This is a genomic window from Streptomyces sp. R35 (assembly GCF_041053035.1).
Lineage (GTDB): Bacteria > Actinomycetota > Actinomycetes > Streptomycetales > Streptomycetaceae > Streptomyces > Streptomyces lutosisoli.
Genome location: NZ_CP163440.1, coordinates 3133794 through 3159873, shown reverse-complemented (window position 1 = coordinate 3159873; position 26080 = coordinate 3133794). Strand labels below are relative to the sequence as shown.

General features: G+C 70.0%; 24 protein-coding genes. 7 read left to right on the top strand and 17 right to left on the bottom strand.

All coding sequences use genetic code 11. The annotated features are described in order from the left end of the window. Positions 1-149 precede the first annotated feature (149 nt). Positions 150-1661, top strand: a complete 1512-nt coding sequence (locus AB5J50_RS14615; protein WP_369258159.1) for an FG-GAP-like repeat-containing protein — start codon at positions 150-152, stop codon at positions 1659-1661. Between the two features lie 219 nt (positions 1662-1880). On the opposite strand, the gene AB5J50_RS14610 is transcribed toward AB5J50_RS14615, so the two are convergent. After that, the gene (locus AB5J50_RS14610; protein ID WP_369258157.1) at positions 1881-3815 is read right to left on the bottom strand and encodes a hypothetical protein; all 1935 of its coding nucleotides are present in this window, start codon (positions 3813-3815) and stop codon (positions 1881-1883) included. A 258-nt stretch (positions 3816-4073) separates the two neighbouring features. Here AB5J50_RS14610 and AB5J50_RS14605 point away from each other — a divergent pair, with 258 nt between their 5' ends. After that, positions 4074-4538, top strand: a complete 465-nt coding sequence (locus AB5J50_RS14605; RefSeq protein ID WP_327428172.1) for a hypothetical protein — start codon at positions 4074-4076, stop codon at positions 4536-4538. 105 nt (positions 4539-4643) lie between these two features. Here the strand turns inward: AB5J50_RS14605 and AB5J50_RS14600 are convergent, their stop codons facing one another. The 9 genes from AB5J50_RS14600 to AB5J50_RS14560 form a co-directional block, all read right to left on the bottom strand. After that, entirely contained in the window at positions 4644-6194 is a 1551-nt protein-coding gene (locus AB5J50_RS14600) for a DUF1996 domain-containing protein (RefSeq protein WP_369258155.1), read from the bottom strand. A gap of 212 nt (positions 6195-6406) precedes the next feature. Further along, on the bottom strand, positions 6407-7063 hold the full coding sequence (locus AB5J50_RS14595; protein ID WP_369258153.1) for a LuxR C-terminal-related transcriptional regulator: 657 nt from the start codon (positions 7061-7063) through the stop codon (positions 6407-6409). After that, positions 7048-8316, bottom strand: a complete 1269-nt coding sequence (locus tag AB5J50_RS14590; protein ID WP_369265396.1) for a sensor histidine kinase — start codon at positions 8314-8316, stop codon at positions 7048-7050. The genes AB5J50_RS14595 and AB5J50_RS14590 overlap by 16 nt, the downstream gene beginning before the upstream one ends. A 360-nt stretch (positions 8317-8676) precedes the next feature. Beyond that, complete coding sequence (locus tag AB5J50_RS14585; protein ID WP_369265395.1) at positions 8677-9657, bottom strand: NAD-dependent epimerase/dehydratase family protein; 981 nt, start codon at positions 9655-9657, stop codon at positions 8677-8679. Between the two features lie 121 nt (positions 9658-9778). Then, positions 9779-10360, bottom strand: coding sequence for a winged helix-turn-helix domain-containing protein (locus tag AB5J50_RS14580; RefSeq protein WP_369258151.1), 582 nt, complete (start codon positions 10358-10360; stop codon positions 9779-9781). Between the two features lie 329 nt (positions 10361-10689). Further along, entirely contained in the window at positions 10690-11613 is a 924-nt protein-coding gene (locus tag AB5J50_RS14575; protein WP_369258149.1) for a hypothetical protein, read from the bottom strand. 223 nt (positions 11614-11836) lie between these two features. Then, on the bottom strand, positions 11837-12865 hold the full coding sequence (glnII, locus tag AB5J50_RS14570) for a glutamine synthetase (protein ID WP_327428166.1): 1029 nt from the start codon (positions 12863-12865) through the stop codon (positions 11837-11839). A gap of 442 nt (positions 12866-13307) precedes the next feature. Continuing rightward, positions 13308-13976: a hypothetical protein gene (locus AB5J50_RS14565; protein WP_327428165.1), complete on the bottom strand. Its 669-nt coding sequence runs from the start codon at positions 13974-13976 to the stop codon at positions 13308-13310. A 173-nt stretch (positions 13977-14149) separates the two neighbouring features. Further along, on the bottom strand, positions 14150-14509 hold the full coding sequence (locus tag AB5J50_RS14560) for an arsenate reductase family protein (protein WP_369258146.1): 360 nt from the start codon (positions 14507-14509) through the stop codon (positions 14150-14152). A 164-nt stretch (positions 14510-14673) separates the two neighbouring features. On the opposite strand from AB5J50_RS14560, the gene AB5J50_RS14555 reads away from it, so the two are divergent. After that, entirely contained in the window at positions 14674-14982 is a 309-nt protein-coding gene (locus AB5J50_RS14555) for a hypothetical protein (protein ID WP_327428163.1), read from the top strand. A 248-nt stretch (positions 14983-15230) separates the two neighbouring features. Here AB5J50_RS14555 and AB5J50_RS14550 read toward each other — a convergent pair whose 3' ends face one another. Next, entirely contained in the window at positions 15231-16427 is a 1197-nt protein-coding gene (locus AB5J50_RS14550; RefSeq protein ID WP_369258143.1) for a winged helix DNA-binding domain-containing protein, read from the bottom strand. 232 nt (positions 16428-16659) lie between these two features. On the opposite strand from AB5J50_RS14550, the gene AB5J50_RS14545 reads away from it, so the two are divergent. Further along, entirely contained in the window at positions 16660-17103 is a 444-nt protein-coding gene (locus tag AB5J50_RS14545; RefSeq protein ID WP_369265394.1) for a hypothetical protein, read from the top strand. Continuing rightward, entirely contained in the window at positions 17103-18467 is a 1365-nt protein-coding gene (locus AB5J50_RS14540; protein ID WP_369258141.1) for a DUF2252 domain-containing protein, read from the top strand. Before AB5J50_RS14545 ends, AB5J50_RS14540 begins: the two co-directional genes overlap by 1 nt. Before the next feature lie 58 nt (positions 18468-18525). Here the strand turns inward: AB5J50_RS14540 and AB5J50_RS14535 are convergent, their stop codons facing one another. Next, positions 18526-20175, bottom strand: coding sequence for an alpha/beta fold hydrolase (locus AB5J50_RS14535; protein WP_369258139.1), 1650 nt, complete (start codon positions 20173-20175; stop codon positions 18526-18528). 318 nt (positions 20176-20493) lie between these two features. On the opposite strand from AB5J50_RS14535, the gene AB5J50_RS14530 reads away from it, so the two are divergent. Further along, positions 20494-20811 carry a hypothetical protein gene (locus AB5J50_RS14530; protein WP_369258137.1) on the top strand — a complete coding sequence of 106 codons (318 nt, stop codon included), beginning with the start codon at positions 20494-20496 and terminating at the stop codon, positions 20809-20811. 49 nt (positions 20812-20860) lie between these two features. Here AB5J50_RS14530 and AB5J50_RS14525 read toward each other — a convergent pair whose 3' ends face one another. The 4 genes from AB5J50_RS14525 to glnA form a co-directional block, all read right to left on the bottom strand. Next, positions 20861-21460, bottom strand: a complete 600-nt coding sequence (locus tag AB5J50_RS14525; protein ID WP_369258135.1) for a hypothetical protein — start codon at positions 21458-21460, stop codon at positions 20861-20863. A 22-nt stretch (positions 21461-21482) separates the two neighbouring features. Next, complete coding sequence (gene htpX / locus AB5J50_RS14520; protein WP_369265393.1) at positions 21483-22406, bottom strand: zinc metalloprotease HtpX; 924 nt, start codon at positions 22404-22406, stop codon at positions 21483-21485. A gap of 107 nt (positions 22407-22513) precedes the next feature. Further along, the gene (locus AB5J50_RS14515) at positions 22514-23002 is read right to left on the bottom strand and encodes a hypothetical protein (protein WP_327428157.1); all 489 of its coding nucleotides are present in this window, start codon (positions 23000-23002) and stop codon (positions 22514-22516) included. Between the two features lie 147 nt (positions 23003-23149). Next, the gene (glnA, locus tag AB5J50_RS14510) at positions 23150-24559 is read right to left on the bottom strand and encodes a type I glutamate--ammonia ligase (RefSeq protein WP_327428156.1); all 1410 of its coding nucleotides are present in this window, start codon (positions 24557-24559) and stop codon (positions 23150-23152) included. A 199-nt stretch (positions 24560-24758) separates the two neighbouring features. On the opposite strand from glnA, the gene AB5J50_RS14505 reads away from it, so the two are divergent. Then, positions 24759-25226, top strand: a complete 468-nt coding sequence (locus AB5J50_RS14505; protein ID WP_369258133.1) for an RDD family protein — start codon at positions 24759-24761, stop codon at positions 25224-25226. 92 nt (positions 25227-25318) lie between these two features. Here AB5J50_RS14505 and AB5J50_RS14500 read toward each other — a convergent pair whose 3' ends face one another. After that, positions 25319-26023 carry a DUF4191 domain-containing protein gene (locus AB5J50_RS14500; RefSeq protein WP_327428154.1) on the bottom strand — a complete coding sequence of 235 codons (705 nt, stop codon included), beginning with the start codon at positions 26021-26023 and terminating at the stop codon, positions 25319-25321. Positions 26024-26080: the final 57 nt, after the last annotated feature.

The following is a 26080-nucleotide window of genomic DNA, read 5'->3' as shown; positions in this document are numbered from 1 at the left end:
CTCGTGCAGGAACGGGCTGATCGATCTCGTACACAGACGGGTTCATGGATCTCATGCAGAGGCGGACTCATGGATTCCGTACAACCAAAGCCTTGGCACACGGGTCACTTACGCGCCAACCCGCACGAACTGCAACAGGAGACTCTGCCGTGCACCTGCCCCTCAGACGTGTCCTCGCCTGCGCCGCAACGGCCGCCCTGGCTGTAGGCGGCCTCGCTGCGACCGCCGGCCACGCCGCCATGGCGGCCCCGGCCAAGCGGCTCGTGGACGACTTCAACGGTGACGGCTACGGCGATGTGGTCCTCAACCTGCGCCTGTACTCCACGTCCACACTCAACAAGAGCGGCGCCGTGACGGTGCTCTACGGCTCGGCGAGCGGCCTCAGCAGCACACACCGCAAGCTGATCACCGAGAGCACCGCCGGGGTCCCCGGCACCGCCGAGTCGACCGACTGGTTCGGCACGGCCACCACGACCGGCGACTTCGACGGCGACGGCTACGCCGACCTGGCCGTCTCGGCCCCCGGCGAGGACTACACCGCCGGCGGCACCTCCTGGAAGGACGCCGGGCAGGTCAAGCTGATCTGGGGCGGTCCGAACGGCCTGACCTCCCACGGCGCCACGACCGTCAAGCTCGGCACCCCCGCGGTCCAGGGCCTGCTGGCCGGCAACGACCTCGCGTCCGGCGACTTCAACGGCGACGGCAAGCGCGACCTGGCCGTCGGCAACGGCCGCGGCGGCGAGGCCGGATCGGTGCTCCTCGGCCCGATCGACCGCACCGGCACGCCCGCGTCCCGCAAGCCGCTGGGCGTGGACACCGGCGAGCCCTCCTACGCCGACACCATGCTGGCGACCGGCGACGTGACCGGCGACGGCGTCACCGACCTGCTGGTGTCGTGGGACACCGGGACGCTGGACCCGACGAACAAGATCCACGTGCTGCGCGGCGGCGCCGCCGGCTTCACGGATGCCGGGTACCTCAAGGACTCCGCCGGCAACCCGCTCAACCACCGGCAGAGCGAGCGCCTGGCCATCGGCGACCTGGACCGCGACGGCCACGACGACGTGGTCCTCCCGCAGCCCTTCGCCCTGAACCACAAGGGCGAGTTCCTCGTCGTCTACGGCGGGACCGACGGCCAGGACCCGAACCGCAAGCCGGTCCACTTCAGCCAGGACACGCCCGGCGTGCCCGACACCAACTCCGACGTCGGATCGGACCACTTCGGCAAGCAGGTCACCGTCGGGGACGTCGACGCGGACGGCTACCCGGACGTGATCGCGACCAGCCCCGACGAGAACCACAGCAACCTGGCCGACCCCGGCAAGGTGACCGTCCTGCGCGGCGGTCCCGGCGGCCTGACCGGAAGCGGTGCCACCGCGTTCACCCAGAACACGCCGGGGGTGCCGGGCGAGGCCATCCGGTACGGCGGCTTCGGCATGGGCGCCAAGGCCACCGACGTCAACGGCGACGGTCGCTCCGACGCGCTGATCGGCGTGTTCACCGTCCACCCCGGAGGCGCGGACGGCTACACCGGCGGTCTGTGGGTGCTCCCCGGCAGCGCCACGGGCACCACGGCCACGGGCTCCAAGGCCTTCCCCCCGACCAGCCTCGGCTTCGCGGACACCAGCACGTTCGAGGTGGGCGCGTCCTTCAACCGCTGACGAACAGCTGGGCCTGAAGGCCACGACGCACGACGACAGGGCCTAGGCCCTGTCGTCAAATTCCCGTCTGCCTCGCGACGCCATGCACGCACTCTCGCCGCACCGGGCACAGACCCAAGTACGTCCAGTACGTCGGTCTGTGCCCGGCACGCCGAGAGCACGCACCTGACGCCGCGAGGCCCGCCCTCCGGGCGGACGACGGGAATTTGACGACAGGGCCTAGCGCAGTCCGCTGATCTGCCTGCCGTCGCTCAGCGTCCCCTTCAGGCCCGCCTGCGCGCCCTGCTTGGCCCGTACGGTCAGCACGTTGCCCTGAGAAGCACCGCGCACTCCGCCCGTCGCCCGGATCGACTCGGTGTCCTGGCTGCCCGCCGCGAGCAGGTACCAGGACCCCGCCGCCGACTTCCACAGCACCCCGGCCAGCACATGCGGGTCGCGGGAGCCGCACGACGGGGAGTTCTCGGCCTTCGCGGCGACCGCCCCGTATGTGCCGCCCGGGGTGCGGAACTGGGCGAGCACGCGCGTGCCGCCGCCCCGCCAGGTGTCGGCGCGGGTGCACACCCAGGCCGCGCTGCCGCTCGCGTCGGGCAGCGGCTGCTGGGCGTACTGCCAGGCGTTCACCGACCGCACACCCTGGGAGCGCACGGCAGCGAGGGAGCAGGCGAACGGCGACCAGGTCCGCAGGGCCTGCGCCCCCGACGCCTCGTGGGGCGCCGAGGGGCGGCCCGCGGTGAGGTGCGCCGGGGCCAGCTCGCCGAGGTCGGTCATCAGGTGGGTGCCCGAGTCGTCCTTCAGCTGGAGCACGTTCCACGACGTACAGGTGCCGGCCTGTGTGGCCGGGCTGGCCAGCGGGGAGGTGACGCCGTCGGCCGAGAGGGTGAGGTCCATCGCGCCGGAGGACGGCTTCATCAGGTCCCGCTCGGCGGCCTTTTTCACCCAGGGGGCCGTCAGATACCGCACGTTGCTGTCGGCCCGGCCCACGACCACCGCCTCCGCCTCGGCCCCGCCCGCTCCGTCGACGCGTGCGAAGTCGAGGGCCGCCCCGCTCGTGCCGTCCTTCGGCTCCGCGTACCGGGCGATGCGCAGACCGTCGTAGAGGAGCACCACGCGCGCCTGGTCGACCTCGCCCGCGTACAGCAGTTGCGGCGGTCCGGCCGGGGCGCCCGACGGGGTGCCGGGCGTCGCGGAGACCTGTACGGACTCGCCGGGCCGCGCCCATACGGCGAGCGCGCGCCGCAGCAGTGCGGTGTCGTGGACGAGGTTGCCGCGCGCGGGCCACACGGAGAAGTCGGTGCGTGCGGACGACTCCCAGGCCATGGCCGCCACCCTGGTCAACTTGCCGGGATCCAGGGCGGCTTCGGCCGCCGGGTTCTGCGCGTACGAGGGTGCCGCGGCGCCGTCGGGGCCCCATCCGTCGCCGGGCAGACCGAGCAGCGCACCGCACACGGCCACGGCCGCGGTGGCGGCGAGCGCGGCCTTCATGTGCTGCCTGCGCCGCATCAGGTCGGTGGGCCGGGCGTGCAGCGAACACGGGTCGAACTCGGGGGAGTCGAGCAGCGCGTCCTGGGCCTCGACGCCCCCGGCCTCCGCGAGGGCCGCGCCCGGATCCTCGACCCCCGTCGCCGTCAGCACCTTCCGTACGTTCGTGTCGGAGAGCTTCTCCAGACCGCGCAGCACATACGCGGCACGGGCGGGACCGGAGAGCGCCGACAGCCGCTGGTCCAGGGCGAGTTCGTCGGCGCCGCCCGAACGCGGGAAGAGCCTGAGCCCCCACACCTGGGGCAGCAGCGGCGGCAGCTGGGACCGCTTGGGCCACGCCTTGCGTCGCAGCGGCAGGCCGGCCTCCAGGGCCGTACGCACCACCTGGAGGCGTACGAAGGCGTAGCCCGGGTCGCCGTCGCGGCCGCCACCGGTCGGCTGGGCCGGGATGACCGACGCGTCACCCGACGTACGGCCCCGGGGCAGTGCGCGCTGGGTGAGCGCGTGCGCGGTCAGCACCCGTCGGTTGCGGCCGAGGCTCGGCGGCAGGACCAGATAGGCGAGCCGGACGAGCCGAGGATAGTGCTCGACGAGCGCGGCCTCCGCCTGCTCGACATCGACGACCGGTCCGGAGGAGGCGGGTGCGGGGCGCGGGGCGACATCCTGTGACTGCACGTTCAGCAAAACGAGCGAATCATTGGATGGTCACGTTGGGGACCGGAGGCCCGGAGGGGGCGTATCCGCCCCGGGGCCGACGCCGGTCGAGTGAGGTTCGCCATCGGCCGCTGTCGCTGTCGGCGGGCAGCTCGGCAGCGAGCGCGTCGATGTGGAACAGGGATCGATTGAGCGCGGGGCGCCCGGGAGCCGTATCGAAGGCAGAGCCCTCGCCGGGGCTCTCATCGGCGTGAGCGCCGACAGGTACCGGAGGAACGTATGAGGTTGACACGCGAGAAGCTTCTGGCCGGGGCGGCCGTGGCCCTGCTGATGCTCACCGGCTGCGGCGGCGGATCGGGCGACAAGGCGGCCACGACCGAGGACACGGTCCCCGCCACGGCGACCGGCAGCCTGGAGGACCTGGCGGCCGAGGTGAAGTGCACGCCGGACATCCAGACGGACGCCGACGAGATCCGCCAGGGCGTCTGCAAGATCAGTGGCGGCAAGTTCATCCTGGCGACCTTCGCCACCGACCGCGGTCAGCGCGAGTGGCTCAACGGCGCCAAGGACTACGGCGGTTCGTACCTCGTCGGCGCCAAGTGGGTCGCGGTGGGAGACCAGAAGATGGTCACGACGCTGCGCGGCCAGCTCGGCGGGACCGTTGAGGAGGGGGCCTCGCACCACTCGGGAAGTAGTGGTGGTGGGGGAACCGAGACCGCGCACTCCGGTCACCACAGCGGCTGACCGCGCAGGACTTGGGGGCCTTTCAGGGGCCTTCCGGGGGTCTTTCAGGAGCGAAGAAAGCCGGTGGTGGGAAATCCCACCACCGGCTTTCTCAGTGGGTCAGTACTACCTGCAGCGCTGGCCGTTGTTGATGCAGCTGACCACCTTGTTCATCGTGTTCACGTCGAAGACGTTGATGAAGTCGTCGTGGTCGGTCGCGGGCTTGTGCAGCTGTTCCGGGAATCCGTCCACCGCGTAGGCGTTCTTGACCTGCCCATTCTGGATGGTCGGCGCCGCAAAGTTGTAGACCAGGCGCATCGTCAGCTGCGGAATCGCCTTGAAGCCATTGGCGCAGTTGCCCTGGGCGTCGGCGAAGGCCACGTGCGTACGGTGGTTCGCGCTGTCGATGTTCACGCCGTCCCAGCAGCTCTGGAACTTGAACGTGCGCACCACGCTGCTGCCCTGGGGGCAGATCGGGTACTGCGTCGTCAGCTGCACCTTGTTCTCGAAGCCGGTGCAGCTCCAGTGGGCGTTCGCGTTCGCGAGGCCGTTGGTCGTGGTCTTCGCGTCACCGGTGATGATCCGCAGGAACTTCGGCATCGCGACGACCTTGCTCTTCGGGTTACCGACGAACTTGATCTGCGCCTGCTTGACCGTCTTGATCGCGCCGACGTTGCCTTCCTTGCCACCGCCGTCGTTGTTCTGGTCGAAGTCCTGCGTACCGTTCTGGATACGCACGACCGGCCAGTAGTACGACGACTTGTCGCCCTGGTTCGCGCAGCTGGTCTGGGCCGCCGCGAACGTGTCGTTGTTGGCGAAGGCGTCGTTCGACTGGTTGCCCACGTAGTCGTGCAGGTGGTGCGCGCCGTTGGTGACACCGGGCGCCACGATCACGTTGTCGGTGTTGAACTTCTTGTTGGCGTTCACACCGCAGGAACTCGAGAACGTGCCGGCCGAGCCGCCGGCCTGAGTCCGTGCCTTCTGGGCCACATTCGGCTGGACCTTCGTGATGTCCACGAAGTCGGCGGCGACGGGACCGTTCCCGGCCTGACCGCCATTGCCGGCCTGCTGGCCGCCATTTCCGCCCTGCTGACCGCCATTGCCGGCGGTGGCGCTCGCGCTCGCGCTCGCGGACGGGCTGGCCGTAGCACCGCCATTGTTGTTCTGACCGCCGGTGTTCTGGCCGCCGGTGTTGGCCTGGGTCTGGTCGGCGGCCTGTCCAGTACAGGTGGCGAGACCGTCGAGCGAGTTCGGAGCGTTGCCGCCGACGCGGTTGATCTCCAACTGGATCCGGTCGATGATCGCCGCTCGCCTGTCCTTCAGCGGCCCGAGGATGGAGTTCTGGACGAAACTCGCGTCCCTGGTCTGCGCATCCCGAGTGGTGGCGAGCCGCTGGTAGGCGTCGGTGATCTGCTGGTCGAGCGTGGCCAGTTCACCGTCGACCTCGCCACGTGCTTGGTTCGGCACATTGGACAGCTGTTGCCCCACATCCGGGCATTTGATCGTCGCGACTTGGGTGGTGGCGGCCTTCGTCTGGTTCTGCGTCGAGTTCCCCTCGTGTGCCGAGGCGTAGAAATTCGCCCAGATCAGTCCACCCCCGCCGATCGCGAGAGCTGCCGACGCGGCCACGGCGCGAACGGCCAGCGGCGAACGGCGTTTTCGTATGTTGCGTCCCATGGAACTCCTCTGACTTCCTTGCGGGGGCAGCGAGGCGCCCGACAGGAGTGAAGCGGCTCCGTTCCATACGCAGGGGGCGCGTGGGGCGTTCAGAAACCTCGGAAAATCTTAGAAGTTCGTGAGGCCAATTCCGGCACAATGGGCCCAGAAGCCCCCGTTTCCAAGGGAGTTGATCTCGGATTTCAGGTTTGGCGGCAGCTTTTGACTGAAATTCAGCGGTGGCCCTGATCCAAATAGGCGAGTACCGCGAGGACGCGTCGGTTGTCGTCGTCCGAGACCTCCAGGCCCAGCTTGGCGAAGATGTTGGAGGTGTGCTTGGCGATCGCCCGCTCCGTGACGACGAGTTGGGCGGCGATCGCCGCGTTCGACCGCCCCTGCGCCATCAGTTCGAGCACCTCCAGCTCGCGCGGGGTGAGCCGCCCGAGCGGCTGGTCGCCGACGGACCGCCGGGACAGCAGCTGCTGAATCACCTGCGGATCCATGGCCGTCCCACCCGCCGCGACCCGCCGCACGGCATCGATGAACTGCTCCGCGTCGAACACCCGGTCCTTGAGCAGATAACCGACCCCGCCCGTGCCGTCGGCGAGCAACTCCCGCGCGTACAACTGCTCCACGTGCTGCGACAGCACGAGCACCGGCAGCCCCGGCCTGTCGCGGCGGGCCTGAAGCGCGCACTGCAGCCCCTCATCGGTGTGCGAGGGCGGCAGCCGTACGTCGACCACGGCGACGTCCGGCTCCAACTCGGCCAGCGCGCGGCTGAGTTCGGGCCCGCTCTCGACGGCCGCGGCGATCTCGAAGTCGTAAGCCTCCAGCATCCGTACGAGCCCGTCGCGGAGCAGGAACAGGTCTTCGGCTAGGACAACGCGCAAGGGATCTCCATGGTGACCATGGTGGGACCGCCCGCGGGGCTGCTGACGGCCAGGACGCCGTCGAATGTACCGAGTCGCCGCTCGACTCCGGGCAGGCCCGAACCCGCGCCGATCCGCGCGCCGCCGCGGCCGTTGTCGGTCACGGCCACGCGCAGCAGGCCGTCCGCGTGGTGCAGATCGACCCAGACGCGGTCCGCGCCGGAGTGCTTGACCGCGTTGGTCAGCACCTCGCTGACCGCGAAGTACGCGGCGGACTCGACGGGCGCGTCGGCACGGCCGTCCAGGTCGACCTCCACCTCGGTCGCGAGGGGCAGCCGCAGAGCCAACGCCCGTACGGCGTCGCCGAGTCCGCGCTCCGCGAGCACCGGAGGATGGATGCCCCGCACGAGATCCCGCAGCTCGGTGAGGGCCTCGGCGGAGGACTTCCGCGCCTGGGCGAGAAGTTCCCTGGCCTTCGCCGGATCCTTCTCGATCAACGCCTCCACGGTCCCCAGATCCATGCCCATCGCGACGAGCCGCGCCTGCGCTCCGTCGTGCAAGTCCCGCTCGATGCACCGCAGTTCGGCCGCCGACGTGTCCACGGCGTCCCGCCGGGTCTCGGTCAGCACCCGCACCCGCTCGGCGAGTTCGCCCTCACCGGGGGCGAGGACCGACCGGGTGAGCTGGAAGTGGAAGCGGAGGAGGAGCGGGGAGAGGTAGAAGGCGGCAACGAGGAGTACGGCGGCGAGCGCGCCCGCGAGGAGGGCGCTGCCCTGCCCGGAGACCGGGACGAACCCGTACCACCACCCCACGTAGGTCCCGTCCGTGAACACCCGCCACAGTCCGAGAGGGAGCGCGAACCCTTCCACGGGGTAGAACACCAGCGCGGCGGGCAGCAGCGCGGTGACGAATCCGGCGGTCATGTCGACCAGCAGCCACCCCAGGTCCCGCCATGTCGCCGGGTCCCCGAGCATCAGGAAACACCGCGACCATGGGGTGGCGCCCTCGGGCACGGGGCGGTACGCGGCCGGAATCCTTACCCCGCACCACTCGGCGGCGACGATCCGGCGGGCGTTCGCGAAGGCGCGTACGCCGGTCAGTACCCAAGGGGTCGTGAGGATTCCGATGCCGAGCGGTACGAGGACGATCGACACGACGGCCAGCACGAACAGGGTGATCGACCCGGCCAGCCCCGTGACGGCGAGGGTGAGCCCCCGCGCCCCCACCACGACGACCTCCCGCGCCCGCCCCCGAACCTCGCTGCCCCGCGTCATCTCCATGCCCCTCAGTCTCGCCGAACCGCCGAGTGGGGTCACTGGGCCAGACACCCCGGCCGGGGGTGGTGCCAGCAGCACCCCGACGGCCCGTGGTCCAGAGCGGTTTTCGCCCCCGCCGCCCCTACCCGTCCCATCCCGTTCCTGGGGGCTGCGCCCCCAGACCCCCCTAAAAGACTGCGCCGTTCCCCGCGCCCCTAAAAGCACGCCGGTCCGCCCCGGGTTCTTTTAAGGGGCGCGGGGAACTGCGCGAGCAACCCCCACCGGCCCGCAGCCGAAACACAACCGAACGGGGTCGAAGGGGCGGAGCCCCTGGAGGATGGGACGGGTAGGGGCGGCGGGGGCGAAGAAAGCCCACGGTCACAGGCCGAGCAGCGTTGCCTCCACCGTGGGGTCCAGACCCACCTCCGGTCGGTCGGGCCGCTGGGGTGCCACCCCGTTGAGACCTTGGAGCCAGCTCCAGGTGTCCGCCACGGTCTCCAGGACAGGGCGGCACCGGAGCCCGGCACCCAGGGCAAGGGAGACATCCGCCGTGTGGAGGGCGTCATGGAGCTCACTCCCGGCCGGCACCCACACCGGCAGCTCCACCCACGGTTCGACACCGGCGTCGAGGATGACGCCGGCATCGGTCCACCGGAGATCCGCCCGAGCCCCAGTGACCTGAACGCACGCGTCGAGAAGACCCCCCATCGTCGTATGCCCCGGCGGCCCGACAAGGTTGTACGCCCCGCTCAGCCCCGCCTCCACCGCCCCGAGCACCCACTCGGCGAGATCGCGGACATCGACGTACTGGAGCGGCAGATCACGGGGCCCGGGCGCGAGCACGGGACCACCGCGCGCGACCCGGTTCAGCCACCACGGCAGTCGCCCGATGTTCTCGTACGGCCCGAGGATCAACCCGGACCGCACCAGCAACGAGCCCTCCGTGCCGAAGGAGTCGAGCACGGCCAGCTCCCCGCCCCGCTTGTCCCGCGCGTAGTCGGTCTGCTCCGCCCCCGCGGCGGCCCCCTCCACGAGGGGCGTGTCCTCGGTGTACCCGGCGGCCCGCGGCCACGCGTACACGGAAGAGCTCGACACATACACGTAGCGGGAAACCCGGCCGGCCAGCAGCCGTGCCGCTTCCCGGACGGCCCGCGGCGCCGCCGACCAGGTGTCGACGACGACATCCCACTCACCTTCGGCAAGCGCCGCGAGCCCGTCGGGCGTGGTGCGGTCGCCGTGCAACGACCGGACACCGGCGGGGGGCTCGTGCCGTCCTCGGTGGAAGACGGTCACGTCCCAGCCCCGGCCGAGCGCCGCCTCCACGACGGCCCGCCCCGCGAACTCCGTACCGCCCAGCATCAGAAGTCTGCGTGTCATGGGGATGACTCTGCACGGACCTCCTGCCGGACGGAACGGGAATCTGCTGACAGAAGATCCGCCGGAGCGAGACCACGGTCAGCGGCGGCGGTCGGTCAACGGGTCAACGGCCGGTCGGCGGCGTGTACTTGTACCCCACCCGCCGCACGGTCTGGATCGCCTGCCGGTGCTGCGCCCCGAGCTTGCGCCGTACCCGCGCGATGTGGACGTCGACGGTCCGTCCGTCACCCACGTGCCCGTAGCCCCACACCGTGGTGACCAGCTGGTCGCGGGTGTGCACCCGGTGCGGGTGCGCGACGAGGTGGGCGAGCAGCTCGAACTCCAGGTACGTGAGGTCGAGCGGCTTCCCGTCGACCTCGGCGGTGCGCTGCACGGTGTCGATGCGGACGAGCGGGTCGTCACCGGCGGCGGCCGACGGGTCGGGCCGGTCCGGCACGGCGACCGGCAGCGCGGGCTGCTGGTCGGCCGGGACGAGGACCAGGTAGCCGATCATCGGGGGCTGCCCCGGCAGTACGGGCAGGGTGTGCGGGGGAGCGGGCAGCCAGGTGGCGCCGGGCGGCAGGAAGTCGGCGACGTCGACCACCTCGTCCCGGTCGACGGCACGCAGTCGGTGCCGTGCCGGGGAGGCGGACGTGGCCGGGGAAGGAGCGGTTGCGACGGAGGAGAAGGAACGAGTGGTCGCCATGAGAGGTCAGCTCTTTCGCGCGAGAAGTTCGTCGGGAAGGTCGACGGCCGCGAGTTCGTGGTCGGGTCGTCGAGGACGTACGTCGTGCGCGCTGGCCGAAGGCCGGGGTGTACGGCTTTAGAGGGCCGGCGCGTTCATCGCGCGGCAACACACCCGGTCGAAGTCATGGTGCTGACGGGAAGGCCAGAAGGGCTCGAGGTCATGGCGACCCGTCGCGGTGTACTTCTGGAAGCTGGCCATGGCCCCATTGAAGCAGAACCCGGAGCCGGGCAGGAGAGCCCTCTCAAGGGTCGGACGCTTCCTTGGCGTGAACTTGACGCTGCGTCTCCTCATCCGACCAGGCGTTTGTGCCATGTCAAGGGCGTCATCGTGATCGCGCTGTCCGCCGAACCGTCCCACTCCGTGGACAGCCCGGCCGCGGTGAGCGCCGCGACGACCTCGCGTCCGACCGCCGCCGTGGTCTCGGCCGAGCCGTCGAACCCGCCGTACAGCAGCGTCAGCCCCTGCCCGGCGGCCGCGCTCTCCGTGCACTGCGAGTGGAAGTAGACGAACCCCCGTGCGTCTTCACGGCGTTCGCCTGCTATCTCGGCCGTGCCGCAGGTGCGGCAGCAGGTGAAGTTCTCGCGCGCGGTGATGCCGGCCGCGTCGAGCGCCTCGAAGACCTCGGTGAGGCGCTCGGGCTCGGTGACCCCCTCCCAGGTCGCCTGCTCGGCCAGTCGCTCCAGCCACAGCCGGTCCACGATCTGCCGGGCCTGCGGCTTGGACACGGGCCGGTGGTCGCCGTCGACCAGGAAGTCCTCGGCGTCCTCCGTGAGCCGGGCCCGGTCGTCGTACCCGCAGCGCAGCAGCCCCCGTACGCGCTCCTCGACCTCTTCGCGGATGTCGGCCGGCAGCTCGGGCACCTCCTCGGGGGAGTCGGCCTCGACCGGCTCCCAGCCGATCCCCGCGTCCCAGCCGTCGTCCCGCCGCACCCAGCCCACCATGGTGTCCGCGACCCGGCCGGGGTCGGTGAGCACCGCCCCGAAGAAGTGCTCGCGACCCTCCCGGTACTCCAGCTGATAGTCCCCGCCGTGCTCGTGCCACACCTGGACGAAGACATCAGGGATGTCCGGTATCCGCTGCACCACCAGGTAGCGGTCGTCGTCACCACCGATCCGGTGCACCAGCCCGCACAGCTGCTCCGCCGAAATCCGCGCGTGCTTCTGCCAGTTCTCCGTCTCGACCTTGATGGCGAGGAACTCGTCGATCTCCATGCCCGAACCATGGCACGCGCCACTGACAACGCGATCAGCCCTCGACCACTTCGCCGACCTCGCCGACTCCGTCGATTCCGTCGGTCTCCGTCCCCATGGCAGCGCACGATACGCAGAAGGGGCGCCCGCCAAGACGGCGGGCGCCCCTTCCGGGAGCTGCGGTACGGATCACGTACGGATCAGATGCGCATCACGTACGGATCACGTGCGGAGCAGGTGCGGATCAGACCTGGCCGGCCTTCTCCAGGGCGGAGCAGCAGGTGTCGACGATCAGACGCGTCACCACGTACGGGTCGACGTTGGCGTTCGGACGGCGGTCCTCGATGTAGCCCTTGCCGTCCTTCTCGACCTGCCACGGGATACGGACCGAGGCGCCGCGGTTGGAGACGCCGTACGAGTACTCGTTCCACGGGGCGGTCTCGTGCAGGCCGGTCAGGCGGTCGTCGATGCCCGCGCCGTAGTTCTTGACGTGGTCCATCGGCTTGGAGCCCTCGCCCAGCGACTCGCACGCGGTGATGATCGCGTCGTAGCCCTCGCGCATCGCCTTCGTGGAGAAGTTGGTGTGCGCGCCCGCGCCGTTCCAGTCACCCTTCACCGGCTTCGGGTCCAGCGTCGCGGAGACACCGAAATCCTCGGCGGTGCGGTAGAGCAGCCAGCGGGCGACCCACAGCTGGTCGGAGACCTCCAGCGGCGCCAGCGGGCCGACCTGGAACTCCCACTGGCCGGGCATGACCTCGGCGTTGATGCCGGAGATGCCCAGACCCGCCTTGAGGCAGTTCTCCAGGTGCGCCTCGACGACGTCACGGCCGAAGATCTCGTCCGAGCCGACGCCGCAGTAGTAGCCGCCCTGCGCGGCCGGGAAGCCGCCCTCGGGGAAGCCCAGCGGGCGCGAACCCTTGAAGAAGGTGTACTCCTGCTCGATGCCGAAGATCGGCTCCTGCGCGCCGAACTTCTCGTCGATCTCGGCAAGCGCGGCACGCGTGTTGGACTCGTGCGGCGTCATGTCGATGTTCAGGACCTCGCACATGACGAGGACGTCGTCGCCGCCGCGGATCGGGTCCGGGTACGTGGCGACCGGCTTGAGTACGCGGTCCGAGGCGTGACCCTCGGCCTGGTTCGTGGAGGAACCGTCGAAGCCCCAGATCGGCAGCTCGGCGCCCTTGGCGTCGTCGGCCAGTATCTTCGTCTTGGAACGGAGCTTGGCCGTCGGCTCGGTGCCGTCGATCCAGATGTACTCAGCCTTGAAGGTCACGGGCCACATCCTTCGGGGTGGGTCTTTAGGCGCACTTGCGGGTGCTGCGGCGCTGCGGCACTGGGGCGCCGCTGGGGATGCCCGGCAGCCTGTCAACAGGCGATTTCCCGATCATTGCCCGAATGTGAACCCCGTGTTACCTGGGCTGTGTGTGCCCGTTATCACTCGCCGCCGCCCGACCGCGGCGTTCGCGACCGCGATCGGGGGCACCACCGCTCCTTCCGGCCCTGGGCGCGAAGACTCCTGCTCGTCTCGTATGCGATGGGCGTGAGCGCGATCTGGGCGAACCCTCCCCTTTCGCGAACCGGACGCCGGGGCCGTGCGGGCACCGGACGCGCAGGGGTCCTGCTGCTCCTGGCCGGAAGCAGCAGGACCCCGATGAAGCGATCAAGCGATCAGTTGGTCGCTTGGCCGCTTGATCCATGACTGAAGCGGCCGACCGTCACCCCACCTTCTCGATACGGGCCCTGCGGATCAGGAACTTGCCGGGCTCCCGGACCTGTTCGAACGCCGCGTTGTTCAGCAGGACGCAGCTGCCGGAGACCGAAGTGACCTGCACGGTCGTGGACTTGTTGTTGTCCAGGTTCGTGACCTTGAGCTTCGTCCCGGCCGGGAACTGGTTGCTGGACGCCGCCGGGGCGCCGCCCTCACCGGAGAGCGTGACGGTCGAACCGGTGCAGACCTGCTGACCGGTGGCCGCGCCGCCGCCGTTGTTCGCGGGGGCGGTCTGCGCGGGCGCGGACTGCGCCGGAGCGCTCTGTGCGGGAGCCGACTGCGCCGGCTGCGTGGCGGCCTGGGAGTCCTGAGCCGACTCCCCGACCGCGCAGCCGGACGCCTTCTGCTGAACCTTGATCTGCGCGATGACGGCCTCGCGGTTGCTGATCCGGGCCGCCGACTGGGCGTCCGGGTTGGCCCGTTGGCCGTCGATGAACTTCTGGTTGTTGCCGAGCGCGGTGGCCAGGCCCTTGCAGACCGTCGAGCTCTGCGCGTTCTGCACCGACGCCGCGTTCGAGGTGGCGGCCAGGGCGAAGGCCCCGCCTCCGGCCACGGCCGCGGCGCTGACCAGCAGTGCGAGCTTCTTCTTGGTGCTGAGAGTTCTCCTACGCGACATGCGCGCCTCCTGGGTGCGGGGGAGCGTTACGCCGCTAGGTACGAGATACCGAACGAGGTTACTCAACGGTTACAGGAGTCACTGAAGTAACGTAGGTCACACGTGAGTTGGTGATGGCCCGAGGGTCGGTGTGGGGATCGATACGCGGATCGGTGCGGGGATCGATGCGGGGCTCAGCGGGACAAAGCGTCCCGTACCGCCTCATCGGTGCGCGCCACGACCGCCGTCCCGTCGTCCGCGGTGATGATCGGCCGCTGGATCAGCTTGGGATGCTCGGACAGCGCCTTGATCCACCGCTCCCGCGAACCGGCGTCCCGACCCCACTCCTTCACCCCCAACTCCTTGGCGACGGCCTCCTGGGTCCGCGTGATGTCCCACGGCTCGAGCCCGAGCCGATCGAGTACGTCGCGGATCTCGTCCTCGGTCGGTACGTCCTCCAGGTAGCGGCGGACGGTGTAGTCGGCGCCCTCCGCGTCGAGCAGGCTGATGGCGCTACGGCACTTCGAACAGGCCGGATTGATCCAGATCTCCATGCCGCACACGTTACGTGAGACACCCTGTTCCGCTGGTGTCACGGCACCCTCAAAGGCCTTGTGGCCAGCGGCTTTTGTCAGTGGTCGGCGGTAGAATAGAAGCAGTGTTCGAGGGTGCCGCCGGGGGGTCCGGACGGTTCCCTGACCGCGACAGGAGGATGCCTGTGCCCGCTGCCGCACTGAAGCCGCTGCCCACCCAGTCCACGTCCAAGAGGGCGGTTCTGTTGGAGCTGCCGTACGAGCCCGTGGAGAAGCGCCCGCTGCCGCCGGGGCGTCCTCGCGAGTGGTACGTCACGCACAACCGCCGCCTCAAGGCGATGCGCCTCGCGATCGCTTTGCTCGACTCCGGTGTCTACATGCCGAACCAGGCCCGCAACGAGAAGATACGCAGCACCGCGGAACTCATCGGCGTCCACCCGCCGTCGGACACCACGTGCCACATGGTCCGCGCCCTGATGAGGTACGCCCGCTGACCCCAGGGGCTCTGCCCCTTCGACCCCGTTCGGTTGTGTTTCGGGTGCGGGTGGGTGGGGGGCTGGTCCAAAAGATTGCGCAGTTCCCCGCGCCCCTTTTAGGGGCGCGGGGAACTGCGCGAGCAACCCCCACCGGCCCGCAGCCGACTGTTAAGGGGCGCGGGGAACGGCGCAATCTTTTAGGGGGGTCTGGGGGCGCAGCCCCCAGGAACGGATGGGACGGGTAGGGGCGGCGGGGGCGAGGAAACTCACCCCGACGACAGTTCACGTTCCAGTGGTGTCCGGAAGCGTGGAGTGACCCGGGTTGGTGCCAGCCACGCCTGCAACCGCGCGGCCTCCGTCGAGATGGCGTCAAGAGCCTCCCGCCCGACCCCCTCCGGCTGAAGAAGCCGCCACACCACCTCACCGGAGGCCCGCTGCGCCCACCCCCCGACCACCCGCCCGTCCCACCACACCGTCGGCCCCACATTCCCGCTCCGGTCAAAGAGCCCAGACCGCAACCCCGGCGCGAGATACCAGTCCCGCTCCTGCCACCCCATGGCCGTCGGATCGAGCCCGGGCAGCAGGGCGGCCCACGGGGAGGAGGGGCCGGCGACCGGACCTTCGTCGCCGGCGGCCACGTATCCGGTGACCCCGTCGTCGAGCGACACGGCCACCGCCCCGATCGCGGCGAGCGCCCGCCGCACATCGGTGACCTTCCACCCTGTCCACCACTTCAAGTCCCCCTCGGTGGCGGGCCCGCACGCGGCGAGCCAGCGGCGCAGCAGCTCGGGCTGGGCCTCGGCGGGCGGCAGTTCGGGATGCGGCGGGGCGACCGCCCAGCGGAACTGCGACGACGTCCACGAACCCAGCGGGCGGCCGCGGACGACCTGGCCCTCGACACCGAGGACCCGCATCAGACGGGACGAGACGGTGTGCGGACTCTCGTAGCTCTTGCCCGCTCCGTAAGTGAACTGTTCCTTCAACCTCGGTTCGTCCCGGGTGAGTTCGTTCACCGTGGCCTGCCCGCGCCGGGCCAGCGCGGCGAGCGCGGACGCCTCGACCTCCGCGAGCCAGTCCTCCGTCAGCCGCCCGTCGCTGCCGGTGGTCATGTCCTTGATCAGCCCGGCCCGGGCCTTCGCGGCGATGGCGAGCCCGGTCGAGGCGTGCACCACGGCGGCCAGCTCGGTGGGGAACACGAACACGGTGTGCCGCATGCCGTGCATCCGGACCAGCGCCCGGTCCTCGTACAGCGCACGGTCGACCTCCGCCACCGTCTTCCCGGCGTCCGCCAGCCGCGCGCCCACCGCCAGATACACCGTCGCCGGATCGGTCCCGTGCAGCGCGACCAGCGACCCCGCGACCTCCTCGGGGCTCGCCGCCCGCGCGGCGACCGCGAGCCGCTGCCGCAGCGCGAGCCGGGCCCGCCGCTCCGCCACCCCGATGTGCCGCAGCTTCTCGGCCACGCCGCCTCCAGCTCGCCCGTAGTACCCCGTGCACCCTCATCCTCTCGAACACCCGCACGCCGCAGGGCGCGCTTCACCCGTTCGCCGTACCCGGCATGCGTACGCCCTGTCCACGGCCTTGACTGGAGCAACCGCGAGGAGCGGATTCCGAAGGCGAACGAGGAGCACGTCGGGAGACGCGATGCAGAGGCACGGAATACGCCGACGGGGCTCACTCGTCCGGCTGGTCCTGATGGTGGCCGCGACGACGGCCCTGGCAACGCCCTTGACCGGCTGCTCGGACGACACCACCCCCTCCGACGTCGTCTCCCAGGCCGCGTCCGCCGCGTCCGCGGCCGGCGACGCGCTGGCCTCCGCGACCGCCGAGGCCGGCCGGAAGCTCGACGAGTTCCACAACGGCGTGAACGCCAAGGGCGACGTGAAGCTCGACAGCCAGGTGACGGCCGACTCCGACGGGCGTTCCACGGTCAAGGTGACCGTCACCAATTCCGCCTCCTCGGAGAAGTCGTACGCCGTCCAGATCGACTTCCGCGACCCGGGCGGCAACCTCCTCGACACGGTCGTCGTCACGGTGAACGACGTCGCGGCCGGCGCCTCCAAGGACGCCACCGCCCGCAGCACCCGTACCCTCTCCGGCGACATCACCGCCGATGTCGCCAGGGCGGTGCGGAACTGATGGCCGTGAGCCAGAACGGCGCCACGCCCACCCCCGCGGACCGGGCCGCCCAGGGCAGGGCGGCCCGCAAGAACGCCTCCCGCTCCTCGCACGCCGGCTGGATCCCCGCCGCCGACCGCCCCGACCCCGTCGCCGTACTGGAACGCCAGGGCAGGGACCGGCTGCCGGAACTGCTGCCGATCCGGTACGGGCGGATGGCGACGTCACCGCTCGCGTTCCTGCGCGGCGCCGCCGCCGTCATGGCCGCCGACCTCGCCGCCCAGCCGCACACCGGACTCACGGTCCAACTGTGCGGCGACGCACACCTGCTGAACTTCGGCCTGCACGCCTCCCCGGAACGCACCCTGCTCTTCGACCTCAACGACTTCGACGAGACGTTTCCCGGCCCCTTCGAGTGGGACGTCAAACGGCTCGCGGCCAGCGTCGCGGTGGCCGCCCGCGAGAACGGGCACAAGGAAGCGCAGGCCCACGACGCGGCGCGGGCGGCGGCCGGCGCGTACCGGGAGGCCGTACGGCGGCTCGCCGGGCGGGGCGAGCTGGCCGTCTGGAACGAGCGCATCGACGCCGAGCAGCTGCTCCCGCTGGTCCGTTCCGCCCGCCGCCGGGCGCGCGTCGAGTCGAACCTCACCCGCGCCCGCCGCCGCACCAGCCTGCACGCGCTCGAAAGACTCACCGAGACCGTCGACGGACGCCGCCGCATCATCCAGGACCCGCCCCTGCTGGAGCCGGCCGGAGTCACCGACATGGCCTCGCTCCGCAAGATCTTCAGCGACTACCGCTCCACCCTCTCCGAGGAGCGCCGCCTCCTCCTCGACCGCTACCGCTTCGTCGACGCCGCCCGCAAGGTCGTCGGCGTCGGCAGCGTCGGCACCCGCTGCTTCATCGTGCTGCTCGCCGGCCGGGACGCGGACGACCCGCTGTTCCTGCAGATCAAGGAGGCGGGGATGTCCGTACTCGAAGAGCATCTGCCCAGCGGTCCGTACATCCATCCGGGGCATCGCGTCGTCGCGGGTCAGCGGCTGCTCCAGGCCGCGAGCGACATCTTCCTCGGCTGGATGACCGGACCGCAGGGACGGGCGTTCTACTGGCGTCAGCTCCGCGACATGAAGGGCTCCGCGGACGTCGCTGGCATGAACCCCCGCGACCTGCGGACCTACGCCCGCCTGTGCGGCAACGCCCTGGCCCGCGCCCACGCCCGCTCCGGCGACCGCGTCGCGATCGCCGGATACCTCGGCGGCGCCGACACCTTCGAACGCGCCGTCGCGGACTTCGCGCTGCGCTACGTGGACCAGAACGCCGCCGACCACGCGGCGTTGGGCGCGGCCGTGGTGGCGGGTGTGATCCCGGCGGCTCCAGGAGTGTGAGCACCGCCCCTCCCGGAGCCCGACTCCCTCCCGGAGCCCGCCCGAACTGGCCGCCGTCTCAGCCGTACAGCTCCAGCAGCCCCGCCACATACGCGCCCAGCCGCCCGCCCAGCACCTCCGGCGTCAGATCCGTACGCCCCAGCTCACGCCACGGCACGGCGACCTTCTCGGCGTCGGGGGAGTAGGCCAGCGCGTCCAGCAGCCGCCAGTACAAGTGGCTCTCGCCGTCGGCCAGTCGATGTCCTCCGTGCGCCTCGTACCGCTCGCGGAAGCCCAGCCCGTACGCCTCCCCGTACAGCAGCGCGAGGGCCGTGGAACAGTGGGCGACGTCGAGGTCGGCGGGGCCCCAGGAGGTCTCGACCCAGTCGACGACCCCGCTGATCCGCAGGGTGTCGTCCGCGCCGGTGAACAGCACGTTCCCGGGGTGGAAGTCCCGGTGCAGGAAACACCCTTCGTACGCGGGCGGTTCGCGCCGGATCACGTCCACGGCCCGGTCCCACAGGGCACCGCCGGGTGTACGGACGCGCTCGGGTGACGTCCACGGCTGATACGGGCGCGGCTGCTCGTCCGCAACCACCCCGTGAATACGGACGAGTTGTCGCGCCAGCAGGTCGAGGCGCCGCTCCAGGTCCTCCTCGTCGAGACGGACCGCGCCCGGCAGCGAGGACATCAACAACGTGGGGTGGTCGCAGTGTTCGGCGGTGGCGTCGACCGCGTACAGCTCGGGCGCGGGTACGTCGTCGTGCGTGGCCAGCAGGGTGAGGACGGACGCCTCGCGGGTCAGCAGCCCCGGTGCGTGCCGCCGGAAGAAGGGCTTGACGAAGGTCCGCTGGACCAGGCCGGTGCCGTCGTCGAGGGTGAGGCGGCGCATCTGGGAAGTCCAGCCACCGCGCAGGGGCGTGGAGTTCCGTACGCTCCTGCCCTCCGGAAGCTGCTTGGCCACCCAGGCCCGGGTCGCCGTCCACCCCCGGTCGCCGAGCCCCGTGAGGACGAGGTCCACGAACCGCTGCCGGTCCTCGGCGTGGTCACGGAACCAGAGGCCCAACATGTGCTCCGCGTCGGGGAGTTCGAGCCGGGTGAACTGGGCGTGGGCGGCGAGCGCGTCCGTCACGGCCTCGGTCACGGCGGGCGGGATCACGGTGTCCGTGCCGGGCACGGCGAGCACCGCCCGCCCCTCGTACGCCCGCAGTACGCCGAGCGCCGGGGCCGCCCGCCAGTTGTCCGGCGTACGGATGATCTCGCTGAAGCGGCCGTCGCCGTCCCCGAACGGAACCGGCCACGCCTCCGCGCCGTACACCGCGGGCGCGCACAGTCCGAGGGCCGCCACGCGCTGCCCGTAGTGCTCCGCGAGATCGGCCACCGTCTGGCCGCTCATGCTGAACCCGACGAGGATCAGCGGACCGTTCGCCCGAACGGTCGCGTCGATGACGGAAACGGCCTGCTCGAAGCGCTTCTGAAGGCTCAACTCCGCTAGCGCGCCGGTGCTTTCGCCGTGCCCGGAGAAGTCGAGGGCAAGGCCCCGGCAGCCGCGCGCGCCGAACTCCTCGAGGAGCGGGAGCAGTCGCTCCTTGCTCCCGTTTCCGGCGCCGTGCAGCAGGACGGCGGTGGCCGTATCGCCACCGCCGTCACGTCCGTCGCGTCCGTCAACTCCGCCGCTGACGCAGCTCAGTTGTTCACCGTCGTGGTCGTGATGGAAGGAGAGGAGCATCCGCTCATTTACTCATGGCGCTCATTTCGAGGACTGTGTGGCATGCCTGACATGTCGTATGTCAACTTTGCGCGACTTTGTAGCGATACGCGAAAGGGTGCAGTCCCGGGAAAATCGGATGCGCGGGTTCGGACCCGGTCCCTACGCTGGACACGCGTTCCGGAGCTGCTGAACACCGCTTTCCGCAGGACAGGCATCACCCGGCGGACTCAGGGCTACTCTCTACGCACCGACGGACGGCCGCCCACCCCCAGCGCCCCGTCGACTCATCCACCCACACATCAAGACCAGCCATCCACGCACACAAGGAGTCCCGTCATGGGCACCTTGATCATCTCGGCGACCCTGATCCTGGTCGTCATGGGCTTCTCGAACCACGTCCTCTGGCTCGCGGCGGTCGCCCTGCTCTTCCTGTACGTCCGCTACGGCCGCACCGGGGGAAGCGCGTCCACGGCGTCCCCCTCGGGTACCTCGGGCACCTCGGGCTCCCCCTCGGGGGGCTCGTCCGGCGCCCCGGGCCGCACGGACGCCAGCTACCGCGCGTACCGCGAACGCCGTGACCGTCAGGCCAAGTGGGAGCGCCGCTACCGTCGGGAGCGCCCGTTGGAGGCGCGCCGCCAGGAGCGCCAGAAGTAGCAGGTCTGCGCCGGAACCAGTAGGCCCGGACAGACTCGGCTCACGGCCGTCACAGGCCTGGGGCGCCCCAGATCGGGAACCAGCGGCTCAGGTCCTGTTCCACCCGCAGATCATCGGCGAGCGCTGCCTTGATCTGCAGTTCCAGCGCGTTGTCGCGTCGCTGGCCCTCACCGGCCAGCGGCGCGAAGGGGTAGAAGGTCCCGCGCTTGTAGAGATAGACGAGCCCGAGCCGCCGCTGCCCGGAATCCTGGAAACCCACCACCGAGCAGAGCAGTTGCGGCCCGAAGCCACTGCCTTCCAGCGCGCTGTTGACCGCGTGCAGATCACTCACCAGCGCGGGCAGATCATCGGGCTCCCGGCGGGAGACCAGCCACGAGTACCCGTACTCGTCCCGGACCTTCTCCACCGGCGACCCTCCTCCGGGCTCCCGGCTTCGCCCGGCGTCCGCGTCGAGCAGCGCCTGCACCTCCTGGTGCGCGTCGGCGAAGGCCGCGCCCTCGACGCTCGCGAAACACACGGCACCCGTCCCGGTCGGGGTGAACCCGGCGGCCGCCTGCAGGGTCAGGGCCGCCGACGGCAGCCCGAAGAGCTGGTCGAGGTCGGGCGCGACGGCTTTGGTGCGGCCGAGCAGGATGTCCAGGAACCCCATGCAGATGGCCTTTCCGGGAGATTCAGCCGGCCGTTCCGGGAGCCGCGGGCTCGCCCAACTCGGCGGAGATACGGGCCAGTTGTTCGAGTCGCTGTTCAAGGCTCGGGTGGGTGGAGAAGATCTTGGCGAAGCCGGGCTCGGCACCGAGAGCGGGCGTGAAGTAGAAGGCGTTGAACGCCTGCGCCGTCCGCAGGTCCTTGGTCGGAATCCGCCCGATGTCCCCGGTGACCTTGGTCAGCGCCGACGCCAGCGCCGAGGGCCGCCCGGTGAGCAGCGCCGCCGCGCGGTCGGCGGCCAGCTCGCGATACCGGGACAGTGCCCGGATGAGCAGGAAGCTGATCGCGTACACGGCCGCGGAGACCGCCATCACGGTCATGAAGATCGCCACCGTGTTCTGGTCCTTGCGCCCCCGTCCGCCGAAGAGCTGCGAGTAGAACGCGAACCGCACGATCAGCCCGGCGAGCACCCCGAGGAACGACGCCACGGTGATCACGGCGACATCCTTGTGCGCCACATGCGACAGCTCGTGCGCCAGCACACCTTCGAGCTCGTCGGCTTCGAGCCGCCTCAGCAACCCGGTGGTCACGCAGAGCACCGCATGATCGGCGCTCCGCCCGGTGGCGAACGCGTTCGGCATGTCGATGTCCGACACGGCGACCAGCGGCTTCGGCATGTCCGCCACGGCACACAGCCGGTCGACCACCCCGTGCAGCTGGGGATACTCCTCCCGCTCCACGATCCGCCCGTGCATCGCGTACAGCGCGATCCGGTCCGAGAACCAGTACTGCGCGCCGAGCAGCCCGGCCGCGATCACCACGACCAGCACCCAGGACTTCAGCAGCACGATCAACGCGGCGACGAAGGCCACGTACAGCAATCCGAGCAGAAACAGCGTGACCGTCATCCGCACGGTCAGTCGCCGATCACTCCGGAACCGGCTCTGCATCATGCATCACCCCGCACTCAGGCACTCGTCCCGCTTTCCATTGTGCGCCTGGGGTTCCCCATGAACAGGGTCCGAAAGGCCCCATGGACGGCAAAGAACGGTCGGTGTCAGACCGCGGGCGGTATCGCCTTGAAGTTCTCGCCACCGTAGAGGGACTCGTAGTGGATCTCGATCACCAGTCGCTGGGCTATGAGGTCCCAGAACCAGTCGTGCTCGTCCTCGCGGAACTGCTCAAGGTGAATCAAGAAGACGGACTGCCCCGCGAGGAGCACGGCACCCGGGCGTAGCGAGTAGACCAGGGGACGCACCGGCAGCGATGCCTTGATGCGGAGCTGGGTGGGACGGTTCCACGGCCCGATGTCTTCGCTGTCCAGCCGCACCACGGTGTTCGTCACGAGGGCCGGGCCGAGACCGGCGTTGATGACCTGGAGGCCCGCGTTGTGGTCTTCGTATCCCTTGATGCGTCGCATCTCCAGCAAGGGCCTGACGGATTGCCGGTTGTGCACCCGGGTGGCCCGGGTCTGAGAGATGCTCACCCAGAGCGAGCCGAGCGCTATCGTCGTCGCCGATATGGCCGTGACCGTGTCCGAATTCACGCGGCTGTCCCCCCACGATGCCCCTGAAGCCGTAATCCTTACCCCTTCCCGATGACCGCAGGCGTCACGCGTGCCCCGGACAACACAACGGCCGTGCCCCTCCCGAAGGAAGGACACGGCCGGTGTCGTACGGCTGGTGCGACGTGTTTACACGTCGTAGTACAGCTCGAACTCGTGCGGGTGCGGACGCAGCTGGAGCGGCGCGATCTCGTTGGTGCGCTTGTAGTCGATCCACGTCTCGATCAGGTCGGACGTGAAGACGTCGCCCGCGAGCAGGAACTCGTGGTCGGCCTCAAGGCGGTCGAGGACGGCCGGGAGGGAGGTCGGGACCTGCGCGACGCCCGCGTGCTCCTCGGGGGCCAGCTCGTAGAGGTCCTTGTCGATCGGCTCGGCCGGCTCGATCTTGTTCTTGATGCCGTCGAGGCCCGCGAGCAGCAGGGCCGAGAAGGCGAGGTACGGGTTGCCGGAGGAGTCGGGCGCGCGGAACTCGACGCGCTTGGCCTTCGGGTTCGAGCCGGTGATCGGGATACGCATGGCCGCGGAGCGGTTGCGCTGCGAGTACACCAGGTTGACCGGGGCCTCGAAGCCGGGGACCAGACGGTGGTACGAGTTCACCGTCGGGTTCGTGAAGGCGAGCAGCGACGGGGCGTGCTTGAGGATGCCGCCGATGTAGAAGCGGGCGGTGTCCGAGAGGCCCGCGTAGCCCGCCTCGTCGTAGAACAGCGGGTCGCCGTTGCTCCACAGCGACTGGTGGACGTGCATGCCCGAGCCGTTGTCACCGAAGATCGGCTTCGGCATGAAGGTCGCGGTCTTGCCGTTGCGCCAGGCGACGTTCTTCACGATGTACTTGAAGAGCTGGAGGTCGTCGGCCGCGGCGAGCAGCGTGTTGAACTTGTAGTTGATCTCGGCCTGGCCGGCGGTGCCCACCTCGTGGTGCTGGCGCTCGACCTGGAGGCCGGACTTGGCCAGCTCCAGGGAGATCTCGGCACGCAGGTCGGCGAAGTGGTCGACCGGCGGGGTCGGGAAGTAGCCGCCCTTGTAGCGGACCTTGTAACCGCGGTTGTCCTCGAGCGCACCGGTGTTCCAGGCGCCGGCCTCGGAGTCGATGTGGTAGAAGGCCTCGTTCGACTTGGTGTCGAAGCGCACGCTGTCGAAGACGTAGAACTCGGCCTCGGGGCCGAAGTACGCGGTGTCGGCGATACCGGTCGACGCGAGGTACGCCTCGGCCTTCTTCGCCACGTTGCGCGGGTCACGGGAGTACTGCTCGCCCGTGATCGGGTCGTGGATGAAGAAGTTGATGTTGACCGTCTTGTCGCGGCGGAAGGGGTCGACGCGCGCGGTGGACAGGTCGGCGCGGAGCGCCATGTCCGACTCGTGGATGGCCTGGAAGCCGCGGATGGAGGAGCCGTCGAAGGCCAGTTCCTCGGTCGGGTCGAAGGCCTCCGCCGGGATCGTGAAGTGCTGCATCACACCCGGCAGGTCGCAGAAGCGGACGTCGACGAACTTGACGTCCTCGTCCGCGATGTACTTCTTGGCCTCGTCGGCGTTCTGGAACATCCAGCTCCTCCTACTCCCGCCCACAGTGGACCGGGGTGGTAGTTCGTTCGTGCGGCCAGTGCGGTGGCACACGCTGAGGCCGACCTTAGGGACGGGTGATTTCTCAAGCGTGACCCATTTGTTTCGCCCAAGTTAACCGACCCGGGACGCCCGGGCCCCTCGTGTCCGTATGCCAAAACGGGCGCAGTACCGTGGACGGGTGGACAACAGGCAAGCAATCGGATCGTGGCTCTCCGGACCCCGCGCGGCCGCGGAGGAAGCCGGTGTCGACTTCGGATACCGCGGCGAACAGCTCGGTCTGCCGGAGCACGGGCCCGGCTCCATCGCCCGCCCGGGCCGCCGTTTCGGCGCCATCGCCGTCGACTGGGGCCTGTGCCTCCTGGTCGCATACGGCCTGATCACGCACAGCTATAACAAGGCGGCCAGCACCTGGGCGCCGCTCATCCTCTTCGTGCTGATCGGCTTCACCCTCGCCACGGTCGGCTCCACCCCCGGCAAGCGGCTCTTCGGCCTGCGGGTGGTCGCGCTGGACACCGGCCGCGTCAGCCCGCTGCGCGCGCTGCTGCGCACGGTCCTGCTGTTCCTCGCCCTCCCGCCCCTCATCTGGGACCGCGACGGCCGCGGCCTGCACGACCGCGTCGCCCGCACCGTCGAAGTACGGATCTAGGACCTGTTCGGGGGATACGGAAGTCGTACGACGAAGGGGGCGCCCGGAGATCTCCGGGCGCCCCCTTCGTCGTACGACTCGTAGGAGGGGTGTCAGCGGCCCTTCGAGCCGCCGCGCGGCATCCGCATGCCCTTCGGCATCGGACCCTTGGGAAGCGGCATGTTGCTCATCAGGTCGCCCATCGCGCGCAGCCGGTCGTTGGTCGTGGTGACCTGCGGGCCGGTGAGCACGCGCGGCAGCTTCAGCATGGTCGTGCGGAGCTTCTTGAGCTCCACCTGGCCCTCGCCCGTGCCCACGAGAATGTCGTTCACCGGAACGTCCGAGACGATCCGCGCCATCTTCTTCTTCTCGGCGGCCAGCAGGCTCTTCACCCGGTTCGGGTTGCCCTCGGCGACCAGCACGATGCCGGCCTTGCCGACCGCACGGTGCACCACGTCCTGGCTGCGGTTCATCGCCACCGCCGGGGTCGTGGTCCAGCCTCGGCCGATGTTGTCGAGAACGGCCGCGGCTGCGCCCGGCTGTCCCTCCATCTGACCGAAGGCGGCTCGCTCGGCCCTGCGCCCGAAGACGATCGCCGTCGCGAGGAAGGCGAGCAGAAGGCCGAGAATGCCGAGATAGACCGGGTGGCCGATCAAGAAGCCGATCGCGAGGAAGACACCGAGGGTGAGAATTCCGACAGCCGCGAGTACAAGACCGATCTTGGAGTCGGCCTTGCGGGTCATCTTGTACGTCAGGGCGATCTGCTTGAGTCGCCCGGGTTCAGCAGCGGCGTCCGCTGCGGTTTCCTTCCTCGCCATGCCACGAAGTCTACGTGGCCCGGGAGGCGCCGACGACGGCAGTACCGGGGGAGCGCC